Consider the following 15,320-nt stretch of genomic DNA (forward strand, 5'->3'; position numbering starts at 1 on the left):
AACCCCGAGGCGGCTCCCCCACGCGACCGGCAGACGCCGAGGTTCAGCCCCGAGGCGGCTCCCCCGCAAGCCCGGCAGACGCCGGGGTTCAGCCCTGCGGCTGCCCGCCGGGGTCGGCCTCGCGCCGGGGCTCGTCCTGGAGCTGGACCCGCGCCTCGGTGCGGTGGCCGCGCTCGACGTAGTCCCGTACGACGGCCTCCACGGCGTCCTGGGGCGAACCGATCCCGGCGAGGACCATCACCTCCACCACGAGCTCGGCGTCGAGGCTGATGCTGATCTTGGCTCGGCCCGGCACGGGACCCCCTCCATCCGTCGTCGGAGGAGGGACTCTAGCGGGGTCAGGCGTTCGGCCGCAGCGTCCAGACCACGGTCATCTCGCCGGTCACGGCCTCGTCCTCGCGCTGGATGGCGATGGTGACGGGGAACTCGGGGCGGCCGCCCGCGTCGAGTTCGGCGACGACCTCGGCGGCCGGGCGGCCGAGGGTGGCGGTGGCCGTCACGACGCCCTTGGCGAGCTTCTTGTAGCCGATCTCCGCCTTCACCGCGAGGGGCACCGCGCGCGAGAGCTGGTCGCCGAAGGCGGCCAGGACGATCGCGCCGCTCGCGGACTCGGCGAGGGTGAACATGGCGCCGGCGTGCGGGCCGCCGAGGTGGTTGTGGAAGTCCGGCTGGTCCGGGAGCCGGACGACGGCACGCTCGGGGGTGGTCTCCACGAACTGGAGGTTCAGGGTCTTGGCCATCGGCACGGTCGCGGCGAGCAGTTCGCCCACGTTCATCTGTTCAGCGCTCATGGGACGCGATGTTACCCGCGAGTAGTAGGCGTTGGCCATACCCGCACGGGGGCGGCCGTGGATCCCCGACCGCACTCCCACTATCGTTACCGGCCATGTGGCCAGGACAGCAGCAGCCGCCCGGGGGCGAACCGAACCCCCAGGACGCGCATCAGAACCCGTACCAGCAGCAGCCGGGAACACCGAACCCGTACCAGCAGCAACCGCCCACGGCGGCGTACGGGGAGCAGCAGCAGCCCGGCTACGGGTACCCGCAGCAGCCCCCCGCTCCCCAGGCGTGGGGCCAGCAGCCCCCGACCGTTCCCGTACCCCAGTGGGGCGGCACCCCGCCGCCTCAGCCCCCGCGCGGCGGGAGCCCGTTCGCGACCAGGACCGTGGCCATCGTCGCGGCCTCGGCCGTCGTCGTGGCGGCCGCCGCCACCGGGGCGTTCGTCCTGACCCGGGACGACAAGGGCTCCAACCAGGCGGACGGCAAGCCGAGCTCCTCGCCCTCCGCCCCGGCCTCCTCCGCCGCTCCCGCCCCGGCGAGCCCGAGCGCCAACCCGCGCGGCGGCGCCGAGGTCAAGCCGGTGATCCCCGGCTGGAAGGTCGTCCTCAACCCGAAGCGCGGCACCGCCTTCGACGTCCCGCCGGACTGGGACGTCCAGTCCTCGGGCCTGTCCATCGGCTTCGGGGACGAATCCAAGAACGACGGCACGGCCATCGTCATGATGGGGGCGCCCGCCATCCTCAAGGAGGAGTGGTGCATGGTCGACTCCGACAAGGACGGCAAGGAGGATTCGACCTCACTGGCCGCCACCGGCACCAAGGGCGGCATGGGCGCGAAGGGCACCGCCGAGGCCGCGTACAACGAGGCCGGCAACTGGGCCTTCGCCGCGTACGCGCAGAAGGCGCCGAAGGGCACCACCAAGGTCGCCGAGGCGAAGGAGTACACGACCTCCTCCGGACTCAAGGGCCACATGGCGACCGCGACCGTCAGCGGCCTGCCCAAGGAGAACAAGTGCTCCTCCGACGGCAAGTCCGTCTCCTTCAGCTTCCTGACCGCCAACGGTGACCTCTGCACCTGGATCCTCTACGGCGCCGCCGGTGTCCCGGGCGAAGTGAGCAAGGAGACCTACGAGAAGATCCTGAGCAGCGTCCGCCTCAACGCGGGCTGATCTCCCACGCCCTGCCTCCCGGGCCGGAAATCCGCTTGGATTCCCGGCCCGGGACGGGGATAGTCCGGGGGTGAGCTCTCCCCCCTCCCTCTCCCCCGGTACCGGCCGTCCGACCTCCGTGCGCCGGAGGCCCGAGTGGGCCGGCCGCAACTACACCCTGCTGACGGGTGCCGCGGTCATCACGAACCTCGGGAGCCACGGGGCGCTCATCGCGACCGCCTTCGCGGTCGGCCAGGCAGGCGGCACCGCCGGCGACCTCGGCCTGGTGGCCGCCGCCCGTACGCTGCCGCTCGTCCTCTTCCTCCTCATCGGCGGAGCGGTCGCCGACCGGATACCCCGCCACCACGTCATGGTCGCGGCCAACACCCTCAACTGCCTCTCGCAGGCCGTCTTCGCCGCCCTCGTCCTGAGCGGCGATCCGAAGCTGTGGCAGATGATGCTGCTCACGGCGCTGTGCGGCACCGGTACGGCCTTCTTCAACCCGGCCGCCGCGGGCATGCTCATGTCCAGCGTCTCCGGCCCGCAGGCCAACCGCGCCTTCGCCCTCTTCCGGATGGCGATGAACGGCGCCGGCGTCGGCGGAGCCGCCCTCGGCGGAGCCATGGTCGCCTTCATGGGCCCCGGCTGGGTGCTCGCCGTGGACGCGGCCGCCTTCGCCGCAGCCGGAGCCCTGCGCGCCTTCCTCGACGTCGGCCACATCGCCGAACGCGCTCCCGGCGGCGGCCTGCTGTCCGATCTGCGCGAGGGCTGGGTGGAGTTCAGGAGCCGTCCCTGGCTGTGGAGCATCGTGCTCCAGTTCTCCGTCGTCGTGGCCGTCGTCGGCGCCGCCGAAGCGGTCTACGGGCCCCTGGTCGCCATGGAGCAACTGGGAGGGGCGGCTCCGTGGGGCGTGGCCCTGGCCTTCTTCGGCCTCGGCACCATCGGCGGGGCCGTCCTGATGATGGTCTGGAAACCTCGCCGCCTGCTGCTGGCCGGCACCCTGTGCGTGTTCCCGCTGGCGCTCCCCTCCGCGGGGCTGGCGGTGCCGCTCCCCGTCTGGGGCCTGTGCGCGGTGATGTTCGTCAGCGGCGCCGCCATCGAGGTGTTCGGCGTGAGCTGGATGACGACGATGCACCAGGAGATCCCCGAGGAGATGTTCTCCCGCGTCTCCTCCTACGACTGGTTCGGCTCGCTCTCGATGCTCCCGCTGGCCATGGCGGTGGCCGGCCCGGTCGAAACCGCGATCGGCCGCACCTCGGCCCTCTGGGGCTGCGCGGCCCTGGTGGTCGTGGTGACGGCAGCCGTCCTCCTGGTCCCGGACGTCCGCCGCATGACCCGCAAACCGCCCGCCGCCCACCGCCCCGCCGAACCGAGCCCCGCCAAATCCAGCCCCGCCGGCGTTTGAGGCGCGGGGTCTGGGGCGGAGCCCGAGGGGGGTCCGGGGCGCAGCCCCAGGGGGCTCCGGGGCGCAGCCCCGGGGAACGGGCGAAGGGCGGGTAGGGGACTTCGCCCGCGCAGCGGCCGGCAAGCGCCTCAGCCGAGGCTGAACGCCCCCTCCGGCGGCTCCGGCGAAGCCACCGCATCGGCGTCGGACACCGGCAGAGCCCCCCGCATCAGCCGAGCGAGGGCCGCCCCCACCTCCACCCGCGCCGGAAACGCGTCCCCCGCGCACACCCGCGAAAGCTCCGCCACCGGCAGCTCCCGCTCCGAAGCCAGCAGCACCGCGTTCCCGAAGCGCCGCCCGCGCAGCACCCCCGGCTCCGCGATCAGCGCCAACTCCCCGAAGGCCGCCCCGAAGTTCGCGAGCTGTCCCCGCAGGAACGCGAACGGCGCCCCGTCGGCGAGGTTCGCCACGTACACCCCGCCGGGCCTCAGCACCCGCGCCACCTCGCGCGCGTACTCCACCGAGGCCAGCGAAGCGGGCACCCGGGATCCCCCGAAGACGTCCCCGACCACCACGTCCGCGCTCGCGTCCGGCGCCCCGGCCAGCCAGGCCCGCGCGTCGGCGACGTGCACCGTGATCCCGCTCCCGGCGGCCACCGGCAGGAACTCGCCGACCAGCGCGACGAGCCCGGCGTCGAACTCGACCACGTCCTGGCGCGACCCCGGCCGGCCCGCCGCCGCGTACCGCGGCAGGGTCAGCGCGCCGCCGCCCAGGTGCAGCAGGTCCAGCGGGGCCCCCGGCTCGCCCACGCAGTCCAGGACGTGCGCGAGGCGGCGTACGTACTCGAACTCCAGGTGCTCCGGGTCGTCGAGGTCCACGTACGACTGCGGCGCCCCGTCCACGGTGAGCAGCCAGGCCCGCTCCCGGTCGATGTCCGGCATCAGTTTGGCGGTGCCCTGGGCCACGTCCCGGATCACCGGGATCTGTTCGTCACTCACCGGACCATTGTCAGGCCCCCGGAGCCGCCCACACCTCGCGCGCCTGCTCCACGTGGAGCGCGGCCTGCTCCAGCCCCGCCCGCGCGGCGGGATCGCGGCGCGCGGGGTCCAGTACGTTGCGTCCGAAAACCTTGCGGGCCTGCGGGGACGGGGTGATCAGCAGCACCTTCGCCCCGGCCTCCCGCAGCCGTGCGGCCTGCGCCGCGGGCGAGGGGATCAGCCCGGCGCCCGCGGCCATCGGCGCGAGGATGACCACGCGCGCGTAGCCGGAGGCGAGGTCGGCGTTGGTCGCGGAGCGGATCCCGCCGTCGACGAACCGCCGCCCGGCGACGGTCACCGGCGGCCACACACCCGGTACGGCGCAGCTCGCCGTGACGGCGTCGAGCAGCCCGGCCTCGCTCCCGCGCTCGAAGGCGGCGAGCTCGCCGGTCAGCGCGTCCACCGCCGTGACGACGAGGCGCCGCTCGGGCCACTCGTGCGACACCAGCCGGGCTTCCAGCACCTTGCGGCGCACCGCCTCCGGCCCCGTGTCGGCGGCGAGCGCGAAGGCGCCGATGCGGCGCCGGTAGGACTTCGCGTCGCGGGAGCGCACCATCGCGACGGCGCACCGCCCGATCAGGGAGGCCCCCAGTTTGGCGGGGAGCTCCCCGCCGGGGTCGCCGAGCTGGCGCTCGTACAGCTCCTGCGGGGTGAGCAGTCCGGAGGTCAGCTGCGCGCCGACGACGGAACCGGCCGAGGTCCCGACGACGAGGTCGGCTCCGGTCAGGTCGACGCCCGCGCGGGCGAGCCCGTAGAGCATGCCGGCCTCCCAGCCGACGCCGGTCAGGCCGCCTCCGCCGAGCACCAGAGCCGTGCCCTTGCCTTCCCCGCTGCCGCCGCTGCCTCTCCCGCCGCTACCGCTCCCGCCGCTGCCGTCTTCCACGAACTGCTCCCTCCCCGCATGCCAGTGGTGACGGCAGTCTGGCGCAAGCCGACCACCGCCACCACAGCGGGTACCGCCCGCCCGCTACCGGGCCGCTATCCGACCTCGGTCACCGTCCCGGCCCCGACGGTGCGCCCGCCCTCGCGGATCGCGAAGCCGAGCCCGCTCTCCAGCGGGACGTCCCGCCCGAGCTCCACGGTCATGGTGACCGTGTCCCCCGGCCGGGCCGCGCCCGCCTCGCCCAGGTCCACGTTCCCCACCACGTCTGCGGTGCGGATGTAGAACTGGGGCCGGTAGCCGGTCGCCACCGGCGTGGTGCGGCCGCCCTCCCGGGCGGACAGGACGTACACCCGCGCCGTGAAGCGGCGCCTCGGTACGACGCTGCCGGGCGCGGCCACGACGTCGCCGCGGCGCACCGCGTCGCGGGGCACCCCTCGCAGCAGCAGCGCGACGTTGTCCCCGGCCTCGGCGGACTCCATCGGCTTCCCGAAGGTCTCCAGCCCGGTGACCACGGACTCCACGGCCGCGCCGTCGCCGCCGAGCAGCGCGACGCGGTCGCCCATGGCCACGGTGCCCCGCTCGACGGCGCCGGTGACGACGGTGCCGCGCCCGGTGATGGTCAGGACGTTCTCGACCGGCATCAGGAACGGCGCGTCGGTGTACCGCACGGGCATGGGCACGTACGTGTCCACGGCGTCGAGCAGGGCCTCGATCGAGGAGGTCCAGCGCGGGTCGCCCTCCAGCGCCCCGAGCCCGGAGACCCGTACGACCGGGGCGCCGTCCCCGCCGTAGCCGTTCGCGGTGAGCAGCTCGCGGACCTCCAGCTCGACGAGGTCGGTGAGCTCGGGGTCCCCGGCGTCGGCCTTGTTCAGCGCGACGACGATGTGGTCGACGCCGACCTGCCGGGCGAGGAGCACGTGCTCGGCGGTTTGCGGCATGACCCCGTCGAGGGCGGAGACGACGAGGATCGCCCCGTCGAGCTGGGCCGCGCCGGTGACCATGTTCTTGATGTAGTCGGCGTGGCCGGGCATGTCCACGTGGGCGTAGTGGCGGGTGTCGGTCTCGTACTCGACGTGCGTGAGGTTGATGGTGATGCCGCGCCGGGCCTCCTCGGGGGCCCGGTCGATCCGGTCGAAGGGCACGAAGGAGGCGCCGCCGCGCTCGGCGAGGACCTTGGTGATGGCGGCGGTCAGCGTCGTCTTGCCGTGGTCGACGTGACCCATGGTGCCGATGTTGAGGTGCGGCTTGGTGCGCACGAAGGCCGTCTTGGCCATGATGTCTTCCCGTGTGGTCCGAAGCTGGAAATACGGGACCCCCTGAGCGAACCGACCCTCCCCCTGTGGGGTCCGCCGGACGATCCGGGAAGGGTCAGCTTCGTGCGCCGCCGAATGCGGGTGCGCCTGCGGCGAGCTGTGCGGGGACGGCAGCCTTCGGCGCGTCCGCGACTGCGGACGGCGCTGCGGGGAAGGCGTGCCTGGACATGCGGTCGATCCTGCCGGACCGTCTGCGCCGGGGCCAATGAATTTCGCGACGCCGGGCGGGACTTGCCCCGGGGCGCGCCTGGTGTGCGCCCGTCAGGCGGTCGCCGCCCTACGCCCCGCCGGTGTTCTTCAGCGCCTCGCGCACCGAGAGCGGGGACAGCGACTCCCGCTCGGCGGTGACGAAGGCGCGTACGGCGCCGGGGTCCGTCTTGGCGTACTCGCGCAGGCACCAGCCGATGGCCTTGCGGACGAAGAAGTCGGGGTGGCCGCTTTGGCGGCGGCAGTACGCGAAGAGCCGCCCGGCGTCGGTCGCGGACTTGTACCGGAGCTGGTGGAGCAGGGCGCTGCGGGCCACCCACAGGTCCTCGTCCTCGATCCACTCGTCCATGACGGCGGTGAGCGCCGGGTCCGCCGCCACGAGCGGCCCGACCGTGTGCGCGGCGAGCAGGTCGACGGTGTCCCACCAGGGGACCGTCACGATCAGGTGCCGGACCACGGGCAGGAAGCCGGAGGAGCAGCGGGAGACGTGCCGGCGCAGGTAGTCGACGGCGAAGTACCGGTACTCACGCTCCGGAAGCTCCCAGCAGCGCAGCGCGAGGGCCGCGCAGTCCGTTTCGGACGGTTTCGGGGTGTCCTTGGTCACGGTCCTCGACAGCTCGCGTCGCAGCGGGGTGGGGATCCCGAGGAACGGCGAGACGTCCTTCATGTACGCGGCCATGGGCCCGGCCCGCCCCGCGTCGGCCGCGGCGCCGTAGGACTCCCTGAGGCGCGCCACCAACAGGTCGGCCAGGTCGCTGTGCGGAACGCGCGGAGGCCGCCGGTCGTTCGACTGCATGAGGCCCAGATTACGGCGCTCGGACAGGGGGGTCGGTTAGTCTCCCGGAATGTCCCTCCTCCTCGCGCCGTGGACGCGGCTCTCGCTGCTCGTCGTGCTGCTCCTCGCGGCCGGCGTCTGCGTCGTGTTGTACGAGCCCCAGCGCCTGCTGTCGGAGGGCTGGCCCCCGGGCCTCCCGGTGGGCACCGCGGTCCTGCTCTTCGCCGCGGCGTACGGGGTGTGCACGGCCGCCCTGGTGCCGCGCCCCCTGCTCAACCTGGCCTCCGGGGCCCTCTTCGGCTCCCAGTTCGGCCTGGTCGCGGCGGTCGGCGGCTCGGTGATCGGCGCCGGGATCGCCTTCGGCCTCGGCAGGATGATGGGCCGTGACGCCCTGCGTCCGCTGATCCGCGGCCGTTGGCTGCAGGCGGCCGACGACCAGCTGGCCCGGCACGGCTTCCGCTCGATGCTGGCGGTCCGGATCTTCCCCGGTCTGCCCTTCGCCATGGCCAACTACGCCGCCGCACTGTCCCGCTGCGGCTGGCTCCCGTTCCTCCTCGCCACCGCGATCGGCGTGGTCCCGAACACCGCCGCGTACGTGATCGCGGGGGCCAGCGCCTCCTCGCCGACCTCCCCCGCGTTCCTCGCCTCCTTCGGCTTCATCGCCGTCTCGGCGGTGGGTGCGGCCGTCGTCGCCTGGCGCAAGCGGCACCGGCTGGCGCCCGTACGAAGGCCCGATCGTCCCGTGCCGGCGCGGGAACTGACGGCCGTACACCCCCCTGTGGTCACCGCGGCACCCCACGGGCCCTAGCATCGGACCCGAACTGCCCAACGATCACAAGGACGAGCGCACCCCGACATGAACTGGATCGAATCCCTCATCCTCGGTCTCGTCCAAGGACTCACGGAGTTCCTCCCGATCTCCTCCAGCGCCCACCTCCGGCTGACCGCGGCGTTCGCCGGCTGGCACGACCCGGGAGCGGCCTTCACCGCCATCACGCAGATCGGCACCGAAGCCGCCGTACTGATCTACTTCCGCAAGGACATCGCGAAGATCATCTCCACCTGGTTCCGCTCGCTGTACACGAAGGCGCTGCGCTCCGAGCAGGAAGCCAAGATGGGCTGGCTGGTGATCGTCGGCTCGATTCCGATCGGTGTCCTCGGCCTCGCCTTCAAGGACCAGATCGAGGGCCCGTTCCGCGATCTGCGACTGATCGCCACCACCCTCATCGTGATGGGCCTCGTGCTCGGCTTCGCCGACCGGATGGCCGCGCGCGACGAGGAGGGCGGCCGGCACCGCGCCATCCGCGAGCGCAAGACCCTGAAGGAGCTGGGCGTCAAGGACGGCCTCATCTTCGGTCTCTGCCAGGCCCTGGCCCTGATCCCGGGTGTGTCCCGGTCGGGCGCCACGCTCTCCGGCGGTCTGCTGCTGGGCTTCACCCGCGAGGCGGCGGCCCGCTACTCCTTCCTCCTCGCCATCCCGGCCGTGCTGGCCTCGGGCCTGTTCGAGATCAAGGACGTGATGGAGAACCCCGGGCACATCGAGTGGCCCCAGACGATCTTCGCCACGGTCGTCGCCTTCCTCGTCGGCTACGCGGTCATCGCCTGGTTCATGAAGTTCATCTCCAGCAAGAGCTTCATGCCGTTCGTGATCTACCGGGTGCTGCTCGGCATCCTGCTGTTCGTCCTGATCGGCATGGGTGTCCTCAGCCCCCACGCCGGCGAGTCGGCAGGCTAGGCCCCGTTCTTCTGCGGGAGACCGGCTCCCGCTCACCGCTTCGCGTGAATCGCAGGCCGCCCGGGAACGTTCCCGGGCGGCCTGCGCGTCGTTGTGCTGTGAGAGACCTGAAGGCGAGCAGCAGGGGGTGTCCCATGGGTCGAGTGGTGCTGGAGCGGTTTCCGGCCGGAAGTCCGAGGGGGAGTTGGCCGGCCGAGGAGTACGCGGCGCAGCGGATGCGCGAGGGCGTGCCGGCGGAGGTGGTGATGGATCTGGCCAGCGACGCGTACCTCGTGGTGGTCCGTCCCCGGGAGGCGCGTTCCGGTCACTGACCCGGGGCCGGAAGATCCGGACCGCGCACGCCCCTTGGCCTCCGCGCCCCGCGCCCGCACACTGACCCGATGACGCAGCGTGTGGACCTTGCGGGCGTGATGGACCGACTGGCGATCGACGAGCTGGTCACGGGGTACGCCATCGCCGTGGACGACGGCGACTGGGACGCGTACCGCGCCCTGTTCGCCCCGGGCGGGCGGGCCGACTACGCCTCGGCCGGCGGGATCGAGGGCCCGGCCGGGGAGGTCGCGGACTGGCTCGCCAAGACGATGAAGCTGTTCCCGGTGCGCCAGCACCTCATCGTCAACCGGCTCATCCGGATCCAGGACCAGGGCGGCTCCCCCGGTGACACGGCGGAGGTCCGGGCCGACTTCCTCAATCCCATGCGGCTGGCCGGGGAAGCGCCCGATGAGGGCGGTGCCGCCGTCACCGCGCCCAATTTCGTCGCGGCGGGGCGCTACACCTTCGCCGTCGCCCGTACCGCCCGCTCCGGGTGGCGGCTCTCGCGGGTCACCGTCCACGAGATGTGGCGGCACATGTCGTTCTGATGGTTCGACCGGCAGGGCTGTTCCACACTGGAAGCGGAGGCCCTACGAAATGTTGACGGTCTCGACGGTCTCGAAGCGGGTCCCGTGGTGGCGTGCGCCGGCGGCGGTCACGGCGGGAGCCCTGCCCTGCCTCGCCTTCCCCGCCCCGGCGCTGTGGTGGTTCGCCTACGTCGCCCTCGTGCCCTGGATCCTGCTGCTGAGGTCGGCGCCCACCGGCCGGCGCGCGGCCCTGGAGGGCTGGCTCGGCGGCGCCGGCTTCGTCTTCGCCGTCCACCACTGGCTGCTGCCCAGCCTGCACGTGTTCCTCTTCGCCGTGGCGGCGCTCGTGGGCCTGCTCTGGATTCCCTGGGCGCTGCTGGTGCGGGAATTCCTCGGCGGGACTCCGGGACCGGGGCGGGCGGCGGCCGCGCTGGTCCTCGTACCGGCGGGCTGGCTGCTGTCGGAGCTGGCCCGTTCCTGGCAGGGGCTGGGCGGGCCGTGGGGGCTGCTCGGTGCCAGTCAGTGGCAGGTGGCGCCCGCGCTGCGGCTGGCTTCGGCGGGCGGGGTCTGGCTGGTCGGCCTGCTGGTCGTGGCGGTGAACTGCGCGCTGGTCCTGCTGATCACGTCGCCGGGGGCCCGGGCGGCGGCGCTGGCCGGGGTGACGGCCTGCGCGGTGCTGACGGGGGCGGTGTGGCTGTGGGCGCCCCGCCCGGAGCCGGCGGGCTCGCTGCGCGTGGCGCTCGTGCAGCCGGGCCTGTTCCCGGACTCCCCGGACAGTGCGGAGCGGCGGTTCGCCGTCGGTGAGCAACTGACCGGGACCCTGGCGGGCCAGGGTCCCGACCTGGTGGTGTGGGGGGAGAGCAGTGTCGGCGGGGACCTGACGGCCCGCCCGGACCTGACCCGGCGGCTCGCCGCCCTGTCGGCGCGGGTGGGGGCTCCGCTGCTGGTCAACGTGGACGCGCGGGCCGCCGACCGGCCGGGGATCCGCAAATCGGCCGTGCTCGTCGGTCCCGGGGGCCCCACCGGTGACCGGTACGACAAGATGCGCCTGGTGCCCTTCGGGGAGTACGTGCCGGCCCGAGAGCTGATGGGCTGGGCCACCTCGGTCGGCAAGGCGGCGGAAGAGAACCGCATCCCGGGCAGCACGCCCGTCCTGATGGACCTGCCCGGCCGGTCAGGCGTCCGGGTCGGCCCGCTCGTCTGCTTCGAATCGGCGTTCCCGGACATGAGCCGCCACCTCGCCCGCGAGGGCGCCGCCCTGCTGGTCGACCAGTCGGCCACGTCCACCTTCCAGGACAGCTGGGCCCCGGCCCAGCACGCCTCGCTGTCCGCGCTGCGCGCCGCCGAGACCGGCCGCCCCGTGGTCCACGCCACCCTCACCGGCATCAGCGAGGTGCGCGGCCCGTCCGGCGAGCGGATCGGGCCGGCGCTGCCCACTTCGGCGAGCACGGCCCGGGTGTACGAGGTCCCGCTGGCACGGGGCACGACCCTGTACGTCCGCTTCGGGGACTGGGCCGTGGGCGCCTCGCTGACCGCTCTGGCCGTCTACTGCGCGGTGGCGGGCGCCCGCTCCGTGCGGCGCGGGAAACCGGCCGGGGCGCCCCTCGGAAGCCCACGGACGCCCACCGGGTAGCCGCCCGTGCCGCGGCCGCTCAGGACGCCTGCTCCAGAGCGGACCTCACCACCCGCTCGCACAGTTCGTGGGTGAGCAGCGCGTCGCGCGCGCTGAGGGTCGTGCCCGTGGCGACGGCCTCCAGGAAGGCGTCGACGACCTGCTCGATACCGCGCTGGCGGGCCACCGACACCCAGTCCCCGCGCCGCCGGACCGTGGGCTGCCCCTTGTGGTCGATGACCTCCGCGAGGTTCACGACCTGACGCTTGGTGTCCTGCCCGGAGACCTCCAGCACCTCCTCCGTGGAACCGGAGAGCCGGTTCATGATGCCGAGCGCGGTGAAGCCCGTACCGGACAGCTGGAGCACCACCTGGCTCATCAGGCCGTCCCGCACCACGGCCCGTACGTCTACCTGGTCGGCCTCGGCGGGCAGCAGGAAGCGCAGGGTGTCGACGACGTGGATGAAATCGTCCAGGACGAAGGTGCGTACGTCCTCGGGCAGACCGACCCGGTTCTTCTGCATGACGATCAGGTCGCGCGCGTGGTCGGCGCACTGCGCGTAGCCGGGCGCGTGGCGGCGGTTGAAGCCGACGGCGAGCGAGACCCCGCGCTCCTCGGCCAGTGCGACCAGGCGGCGCGATTCCGCGAGCTCGTAGGCGATCGGCTTGTCGACGTAGGTCGGCACGCCCGCTTCCAGCAGCCGTTCCACGATCTCGGGGTGGACGGCGGTCGGGGCGTGCACGAAGGCCGCGTCGAGCTTCTGCGCGAGCAGCGAGTCGAGGTCGGTGTGCAGGCGTTCGGCCGGGAGGCGGTGCTGCGCGCCGACCCGCTCGAGGGTGGCCGGGGTCCGGGTCTGCAGGTGCAGTTCGAGTCCCGGGCGGGTGGTCAGGACGGGCAGGTACGCCTTCTGCGCGATGTCTCCGAGTCCGATACAGCCGACCTTCACCGGGACCTCCAGGTTTGTTCCTTGTGGGAGTACGCAGCCTAATCGGTGGTGGCCACCGCCGTGTTCGACCAGGATGGGCCGCATGACGATCAGCGACGGCTCCCACCGCTCCGAACCCTCCACCACGGCCGACGAGCGCGAGATGCTCGACGGCTGGCTCGACTACCACCGCTCCACCCTGGCCTGGAAGTGCGAGGGACTGTCCGACGCGCAGCTGCGCACGACCCCGCTGCTGCCGTCCGAACTGAGCCTGCTGGGGCTGGTGCGGCACATGGCCGAGGTGGAGCGGTACTGGTTCCGGGAGATCATGCTGGACGAGGAGCTGCCCGAGCTGTACAGCACCCGCGAGAACCCGGACGGGGACTTCCACTTCGCCGACGGCGACACCTGGACCGAGGCCGAGCAGGTGTGGCAGACCGAAATAGAGCTGGCCCGGCAGGCCGCGGCCGGCCACTCCCTGGACCTCGCCTCGAAGCCCGAGAGCCACCGCCGGGGCGAGGTGTTCAGCCTGCGCTGGGTGTACCACCACATGATCGAGGAGTACGCGCGCCACAACGGCCACGCGGACCTGTTGCGGGAGCACGTCGACGGCGCCACGGGCGAGTAGCCGTCACCCGTGCGGGGTGAATTTCGGCTCCGGGTTTTCCGGGCGGAGTCCTCGCACAGCAGAGTTGTGTGAGTGCATCCAACCCGAACCACGACAAAGCTGCTGCTCGGCGTCGCCTGTGCGGTCTCGGCCGTCTCCGGCTGCGTGAACGTGACCCCGGCCCCCCTGCATCCGGCGGCCGCCCCCGGCACCTCCGGGGCGCCGCCCCGGCACGAGCCCCGCGGCGGGCCGGGGGCCGCGCCCGTGGTCGTACGGGCACCCGCCCTGGAGGCGCTGGAGGCCGTGGAGGCGGTGCCGGGACAGCCCGCCGGGCCGGCCCCCTCCACTTCCGGCCGGGCCGCCGTCCCGCGGGCCGGAGTCCCGGCCGCGCAGGCGCCGGGGAACGGCCGGCGGGCGGCCCGCGGAGCCCCGGCGGCCGCTGCGCAGGTCCCGGACGACATCCCGGAGCCCCGGAAGCCCGGCGGGCACCGCGACGGCGCCGACGGGCGGCCGGGCGGGCAGCACCCCGGCCGGCCCGGTTCCGGGGGCGGCGAGGTGCCGCGCGAGCTGGTGCGGGAGCTGCCGGTGCGGCCGGCCGACGTGTGCGCGCTGGGCCGCCGGCACGGGCGCTGGCACCCGGACAGCCCGGAGGCCCGCATCTGCGCGGGCGTCCAGGGCGGCTGACGGCTCCACCCTGCCGGACCCCCTGCCGGACCCCGGTCGGGCGCTCCCGGTCTGGCGCTTCCCGGCCCCCCGCTCCCGCTACTGGTTCTGCTCCGGGAACGGCCGGGGCCCCTCCACCGGATCCGCCGCGATCCGGCGCTCCAGCCGGGCGATGGCGGCCCGTACGCCGTTGCCGTACCCGTCGTCGGCCAGGGCCCCCGTGGCGGCGCGGGCCCGCGCCAGGTGGATCCGGGCCGCCTCGGGGCGCCGTAGCTTCACGTAGTCGGCGGCCAGGCTCAGGTGCAGCGACGGGTAGAAGACCCGGACGGCCGCCGGCGGACCGGGCCCGTCGGCGTCGGCGTGCGCGGCGGTCAGGGCGCGCAGGTCCCAGGCCAGCTCCTCGGCGGGGTCGTCCTGCGCGTCGGCCAGGTAGTGCGCGAGCGTGCAGCGGTGCAGGGAGTCGCCCTCCGTGCCGATCTCGGACCAGATCTCGCCGAGCCGGTTGCGGGCCTCCTCGCGGTCGCCGGCGTGCAGCAGGATGACCGCTTGGCCGATCCTGGTCATGACGGCGTCCTCGGACGCCTCCTGCTGCTCCGTCAACGCGGCCTCCGGCTTGATCCCGTCAGACCTGCTCCGGTCTGATCATCAAGACGCTAGCCGGAGGCACCGGCAATGCCGCCTAGGCGCGGTCGGGCATCAGCCCAGGTCCGGGATCCGCCAGTCGATCGGCGCATGGCCCTGGGCGGCGACGGCCTCGTTGATCTGGGTGAAGGGCCGGGAGCCGAAGAACTTCTTGGCCGACAGCGGGGAGGGGTGGGCACCCTTGACGACCGCGTGCCGCTCCTCGTCGATCAGCGGGAGCTTCTTCTGCGCGTACGCCCCCCAGAGGACGAAGACGGCCGGGTCGGGGCGCGCGGCCACCGCGCGGATCACCGCGTCGGTGAACTTCTCCCAGCCCTTGCCCTTGTGCGAGTTGGGCTCGGCCTCGCGGACGGTGAGCACCGCGTTGAGCAGCAGCACGCCCTGCTCGGCCCACGGCATCAGGTAGCCGTTGTCCGGGATGGGGGTGCCCAGCTCGGCATGCATCTCCTTGTAGATGTTGCGCAGCGAGGGCGGGGTCTTCACGCCGGGCTGCACGGAGAAGCACAGTCCGTGGCCCTGGCCCGCGCCGTGGTACGGGTCCTGGCCGAGGACCAGTACCTTCACCTGGTCGAAGGCAGTGGCCTCCAGGGCCGCGAAGACCTGCTCGCGGGGCGGGTAGACCGGCCCGTTCGCCCGCTCCTTCTCGACGAACTCGGTGAGTTCTTTGAAGTAGGGCTGGTCCAGCTCTCCGCCGAGGACGGGGAGCCAGGACTCGGGCAGCATCTGGGTCACGGCGACAACCTCCGGTACACATTGTTCGAGACTTCACGT

General features: G+C 73.3%; 18 protein-coding genes. 9 read left to right on the forward strand and 9 right to left on the reverse strand.

Annotated elements, in window-relative coordinates:
* Positions 1-88: 88 nt before the first annotated feature.
* Both MTF69_RS31620 and MTF69_RS31625 read right to left on the reverse strand, forming a co-directional pair.
* A complete protein-coding gene (locus tag MTF69_RS31620; protein ID WP_243339741.1) occupies positions 89-238 on the reverse strand; it encodes a DUF2191 domain-containing protein in 150 nt (49 codons plus the stop codon).
* Positions 239-338: 100 nt separating this feature from the next.
* The gene (locus MTF69_RS31625) at positions 339-791 is read right to left on the reverse strand and encodes a DUF4442 domain-containing protein (RefSeq protein WP_243339654.1); all 453 of its coding nucleotides are present in this window, start codon (positions 789-791) and stop codon (positions 339-341) included.
* A 95-nt stretch (positions 792-886) separates the two neighbouring features.
* Between MTF69_RS31625 and MTF69_RS31630 the strand changes: the two genes are divergently transcribed.
* Both MTF69_RS31630 and MTF69_RS31635 read left to right on the forward strand, forming a co-directional pair.
* Positions 887-1,948 carry a hypothetical protein gene (locus MTF69_RS31630; RefSeq protein ID WP_243339655.1) on the forward strand — a complete coding sequence of 354 codons (1,062 nt, stop codon included), beginning with the start codon at positions 887-889 and terminating at the stop codon, positions 1,946-1,948.
* A 70-nt stretch (positions 1,949-2,018) separates the two neighbouring features.
* Positions 2,019-3,332, forward strand: a complete 1,314-nt coding sequence (locus MTF69_RS31635; protein ID WP_374324509.1) for an MFS transporter — start codon at positions 2,019-2,021, stop codon at positions 3,330-3,332.
* 128 nt (positions 3,333-3,460) lie between these two features.
* On the opposite strand, the gene MTF69_RS31640 is transcribed toward MTF69_RS31635, so the two are convergent.
* The 4 genes from MTF69_RS31640 to MTF69_RS31655 all read right to left on the reverse strand — a co-directional run bounded on the left by MTF69_RS31640 (position 3,461) and on the right by MTF69_RS31655 (position 7,547).
* Positions 3,461-4,252, reverse strand: coding sequence for a spermidine synthase (locus MTF69_RS31640; protein WP_243339743.1), 792 nt, complete (start codon positions 4,250-4,252; stop codon positions 3,461-3,463).
* 67 nt (positions 4,253-4,319) lie between these two features.
* Complete coding sequence (locus MTF69_RS31645) at positions 4,320-5,231, reverse strand: patatin-like phospholipase family protein (RefSeq protein WP_374324511.1); 912 nt, start codon at positions 5,229-5,231, stop codon at positions 4,320-4,322.
* 95 nt (positions 5,232-5,326) lie between these two features.
* Positions 5,327-6,505, reverse strand: coding sequence for an elongation factor Tu (gene tuf / locus MTF69_RS31650; protein WP_243339656.1), 1,179 nt, complete (start codon positions 6,503-6,505; stop codon positions 5,327-5,329).
* 316 nt (positions 6,506-6,821) lie between these two features.
* Positions 6,822-7,547 (reverse strand): DNA alkylation repair protein, encoded by a 726-nt coding sequence (locus tag MTF69_RS31655; protein ID WP_243339657.1) that lies wholly within the window; start codon positions 7,545-7,547, stop codon positions 6,822-6,824.
* Between the two features lie 49 nt (positions 7,548-7,596).
* Between MTF69_RS31655 and MTF69_RS31660 the strand changes: the two genes are divergently transcribed.
* The 5 genes from MTF69_RS31660 (at position 7,597) to lnt (ending at position 11,733) form a co-directional block, all read left to right on the forward strand.
* A complete protein-coding gene (locus tag MTF69_RS31660; protein WP_243339658.1) occupies positions 7,597-8,334 on the forward strand; it encodes a TVP38/TMEM64 family protein in 738 nt (245 codons plus the stop codon).
* Between the two features lie 48 nt (positions 8,335-8,382).
* Complete coding sequence (locus MTF69_RS31665) at positions 8,383-9,261, forward strand: undecaprenyl-diphosphate phosphatase (protein WP_243339659.1); 879 nt, start codon at positions 8,383-8,385, stop codon at positions 9,259-9,261.
* Positions 9,262-9,395: 134 nt separating this feature from the next.
* Positions 9,396-9,572: a hypothetical protein gene (locus MTF69_RS31670; RefSeq protein ID WP_243339660.1), complete on the forward strand. Its 177-nt coding sequence runs from the start codon at positions 9,396-9,398 to the stop codon at positions 9,570-9,572.
* A gap of 69 nt (positions 9,573-9,641) precedes the next feature.
* Positions 9,642-10,121 carry a nuclear transport factor 2 family protein gene (locus tag MTF69_RS31675; RefSeq protein ID WP_243339661.1) on the forward strand — a complete coding sequence of 160 codons (480 nt, stop codon included), beginning with the start codon at positions 9,642-9,644 and terminating at the stop codon, positions 10,119-10,121.
* Positions 10,122-10,170: 49 nt separating this feature from the next.
* Positions 10,171-11,733: an apolipoprotein N-acyltransferase gene (gene lnt / locus MTF69_RS31680; protein ID WP_243339662.1), complete on the forward strand. Its 1,563-nt coding sequence runs from the start codon at positions 10,171-10,173 to the stop codon at positions 11,731-11,733.
* Between the two features lie 19 nt (positions 11,734-11,752).
* On the opposite strand, the gene MTF69_RS31685 is transcribed toward lnt, so the two are convergent.
* On the reverse strand, positions 11,753-12,658 hold the full coding sequence (locus MTF69_RS31685) for a Gfo/Idh/MocA family protein (RefSeq protein WP_243339663.1): 906 nt from the start codon (positions 12,656-12,658) through the stop codon (positions 11,753-11,755).
* A gap of 82 nt (positions 12,659-12,740) precedes the next feature.
* Here MTF69_RS31685 and MTF69_RS31690 point away from each other — a divergent pair, with 82 nt between their 5' ends.
* Complete coding sequence (locus MTF69_RS31690) at positions 12,741-13,265, forward strand: DinB family protein (protein WP_243339664.1); 525 nt, start codon at positions 12,741-12,743, stop codon at positions 13,263-13,265.
* Between the two features lie 72 nt (positions 13,266-13,337).
* Positions 13,338-13,928 carry a hypothetical protein gene (locus tag MTF69_RS31695; RefSeq protein ID WP_243339665.1) on the forward strand — a complete coding sequence of 197 codons (591 nt, stop codon included), beginning with the start codon at positions 13,338-13,340 and terminating at the stop codon, positions 13,926-13,928.
* A 78-nt stretch (positions 13,929-14,006) separates the two neighbouring features.
* Here MTF69_RS31695 and MTF69_RS31700 read toward each other — a convergent pair whose 3' ends face one another.
* Entirely contained in the window at positions 14,007-14,507 is a 501-nt protein-coding gene (locus MTF69_RS31700) for a hypothetical protein (protein WP_243339666.1), read from the reverse strand.
* Between the two features lie 96 nt (positions 14,508-14,603).
* Complete coding sequence (locus MTF69_RS31705; protein ID WP_243339745.1) at positions 14,604-15,272, reverse strand: uracil-DNA glycosylase; 669 nt, start codon at positions 15,270-15,272, stop codon at positions 14,604-14,606.
* Positions 15,273-15,320: the final 48 nt, after the last annotated feature.

Origin of the sequence: Streptomyces sp. AP-93 (assembly GCF_022808175.1) — a bacterium.
Lineage (GTDB): Bacteria > Actinomycetota > Actinomycetes > Streptomycetales > Streptomycetaceae > Streptomyces.

Bases quoted from the DNA above. Each gene is read 5' to 3' on its own strand.
- MTF69_RS31675 (WP_243339661.1), top strand. From the start codon at position 9,642: ATGACGCAGCGTGTGGACCTTGCGGGCGTGATGGACCGACTGGCGATC.
- MTF69_RS31630 (WP_243339655.1), top strand. From the start codon at position 887: ATGTGGCCAGGACAGCAGCAGCCGCCCGGGGGCGAACCGAACCCCCAG.
- MTF69_RS31665 (WP_243339659.1), top strand. From the start codon at position 8,383: ATGAACTGGATCGAATCCCTCATCCTCGGTCTCGTCCAAGGACTCACG.
- MTF69_RS31640 (WP_243339743.1), bottom strand. From the start codon at position 4,252: ATGCCGGACATCGACCGGGAGCGGGCCTGGCTGCTCACCGTGGACGGG.
- MTF69_RS31705 (WP_243339745.1), bottom strand. From the start codon at position 15,272: ATGCTGCCCGAGTCCTGGCTCCCCGTCCTCGGCGGAGAGCTGGACCAG.
- lnt (WP_243339662.1), top strand. From the start codon at position 10,171: ATGTTGACGGTCTCGACGGTCTCGAAGCGGGTCCCGTGGTGGCGTGCG.
- MTF69_RS31625 (WP_243339654.1), bottom strand. From the start codon at position 791: ATGAGCGCTGAACAGATGAACGTGGGCGAACTGCTCGCCGCGACCGTG.
- tuf (WP_243339656.1), bottom strand. From the start codon at position 6,505: ATGGCCAAGACGGCCTTCGTGCGCACCAAGCCGCACCTCAACATCGGC.
- MTF69_RS31655 (WP_243339657.1), bottom strand. From the start codon at position 7,547: ATGCAGTCGAACGACCGGCGGCCTCCGCGCGTTCCGCACAGCGACCTG.
- MTF69_RS31690 (WP_243339664.1), top strand. From the start codon at position 12,741: ATGACGATCAGCGACGGCTCCCACCGCTCCGAACCCTCCACCACGGCC.
- MTF69_RS31670 (WP_243339660.1), top strand. From the start codon at position 9,396: ATGGGTCGAGTGGTGCTGGAGCGGTTTCCGGCCGGAAGTCCGAGGGGG.
- MTF69_RS31620 (WP_243339741.1), bottom strand. From the start codon at position 238: ATGGTCCTCGCCGGGATCGGTTCGCCCCAGGACGCCGTGGAGGCCGTC.
- MTF69_RS31660 (WP_243339658.1), top strand. From the start codon at position 7,597: ATGTCCCTCCTCCTCGCGCCGTGGACGCGGCTCTCGCTGCTCGTCGTG.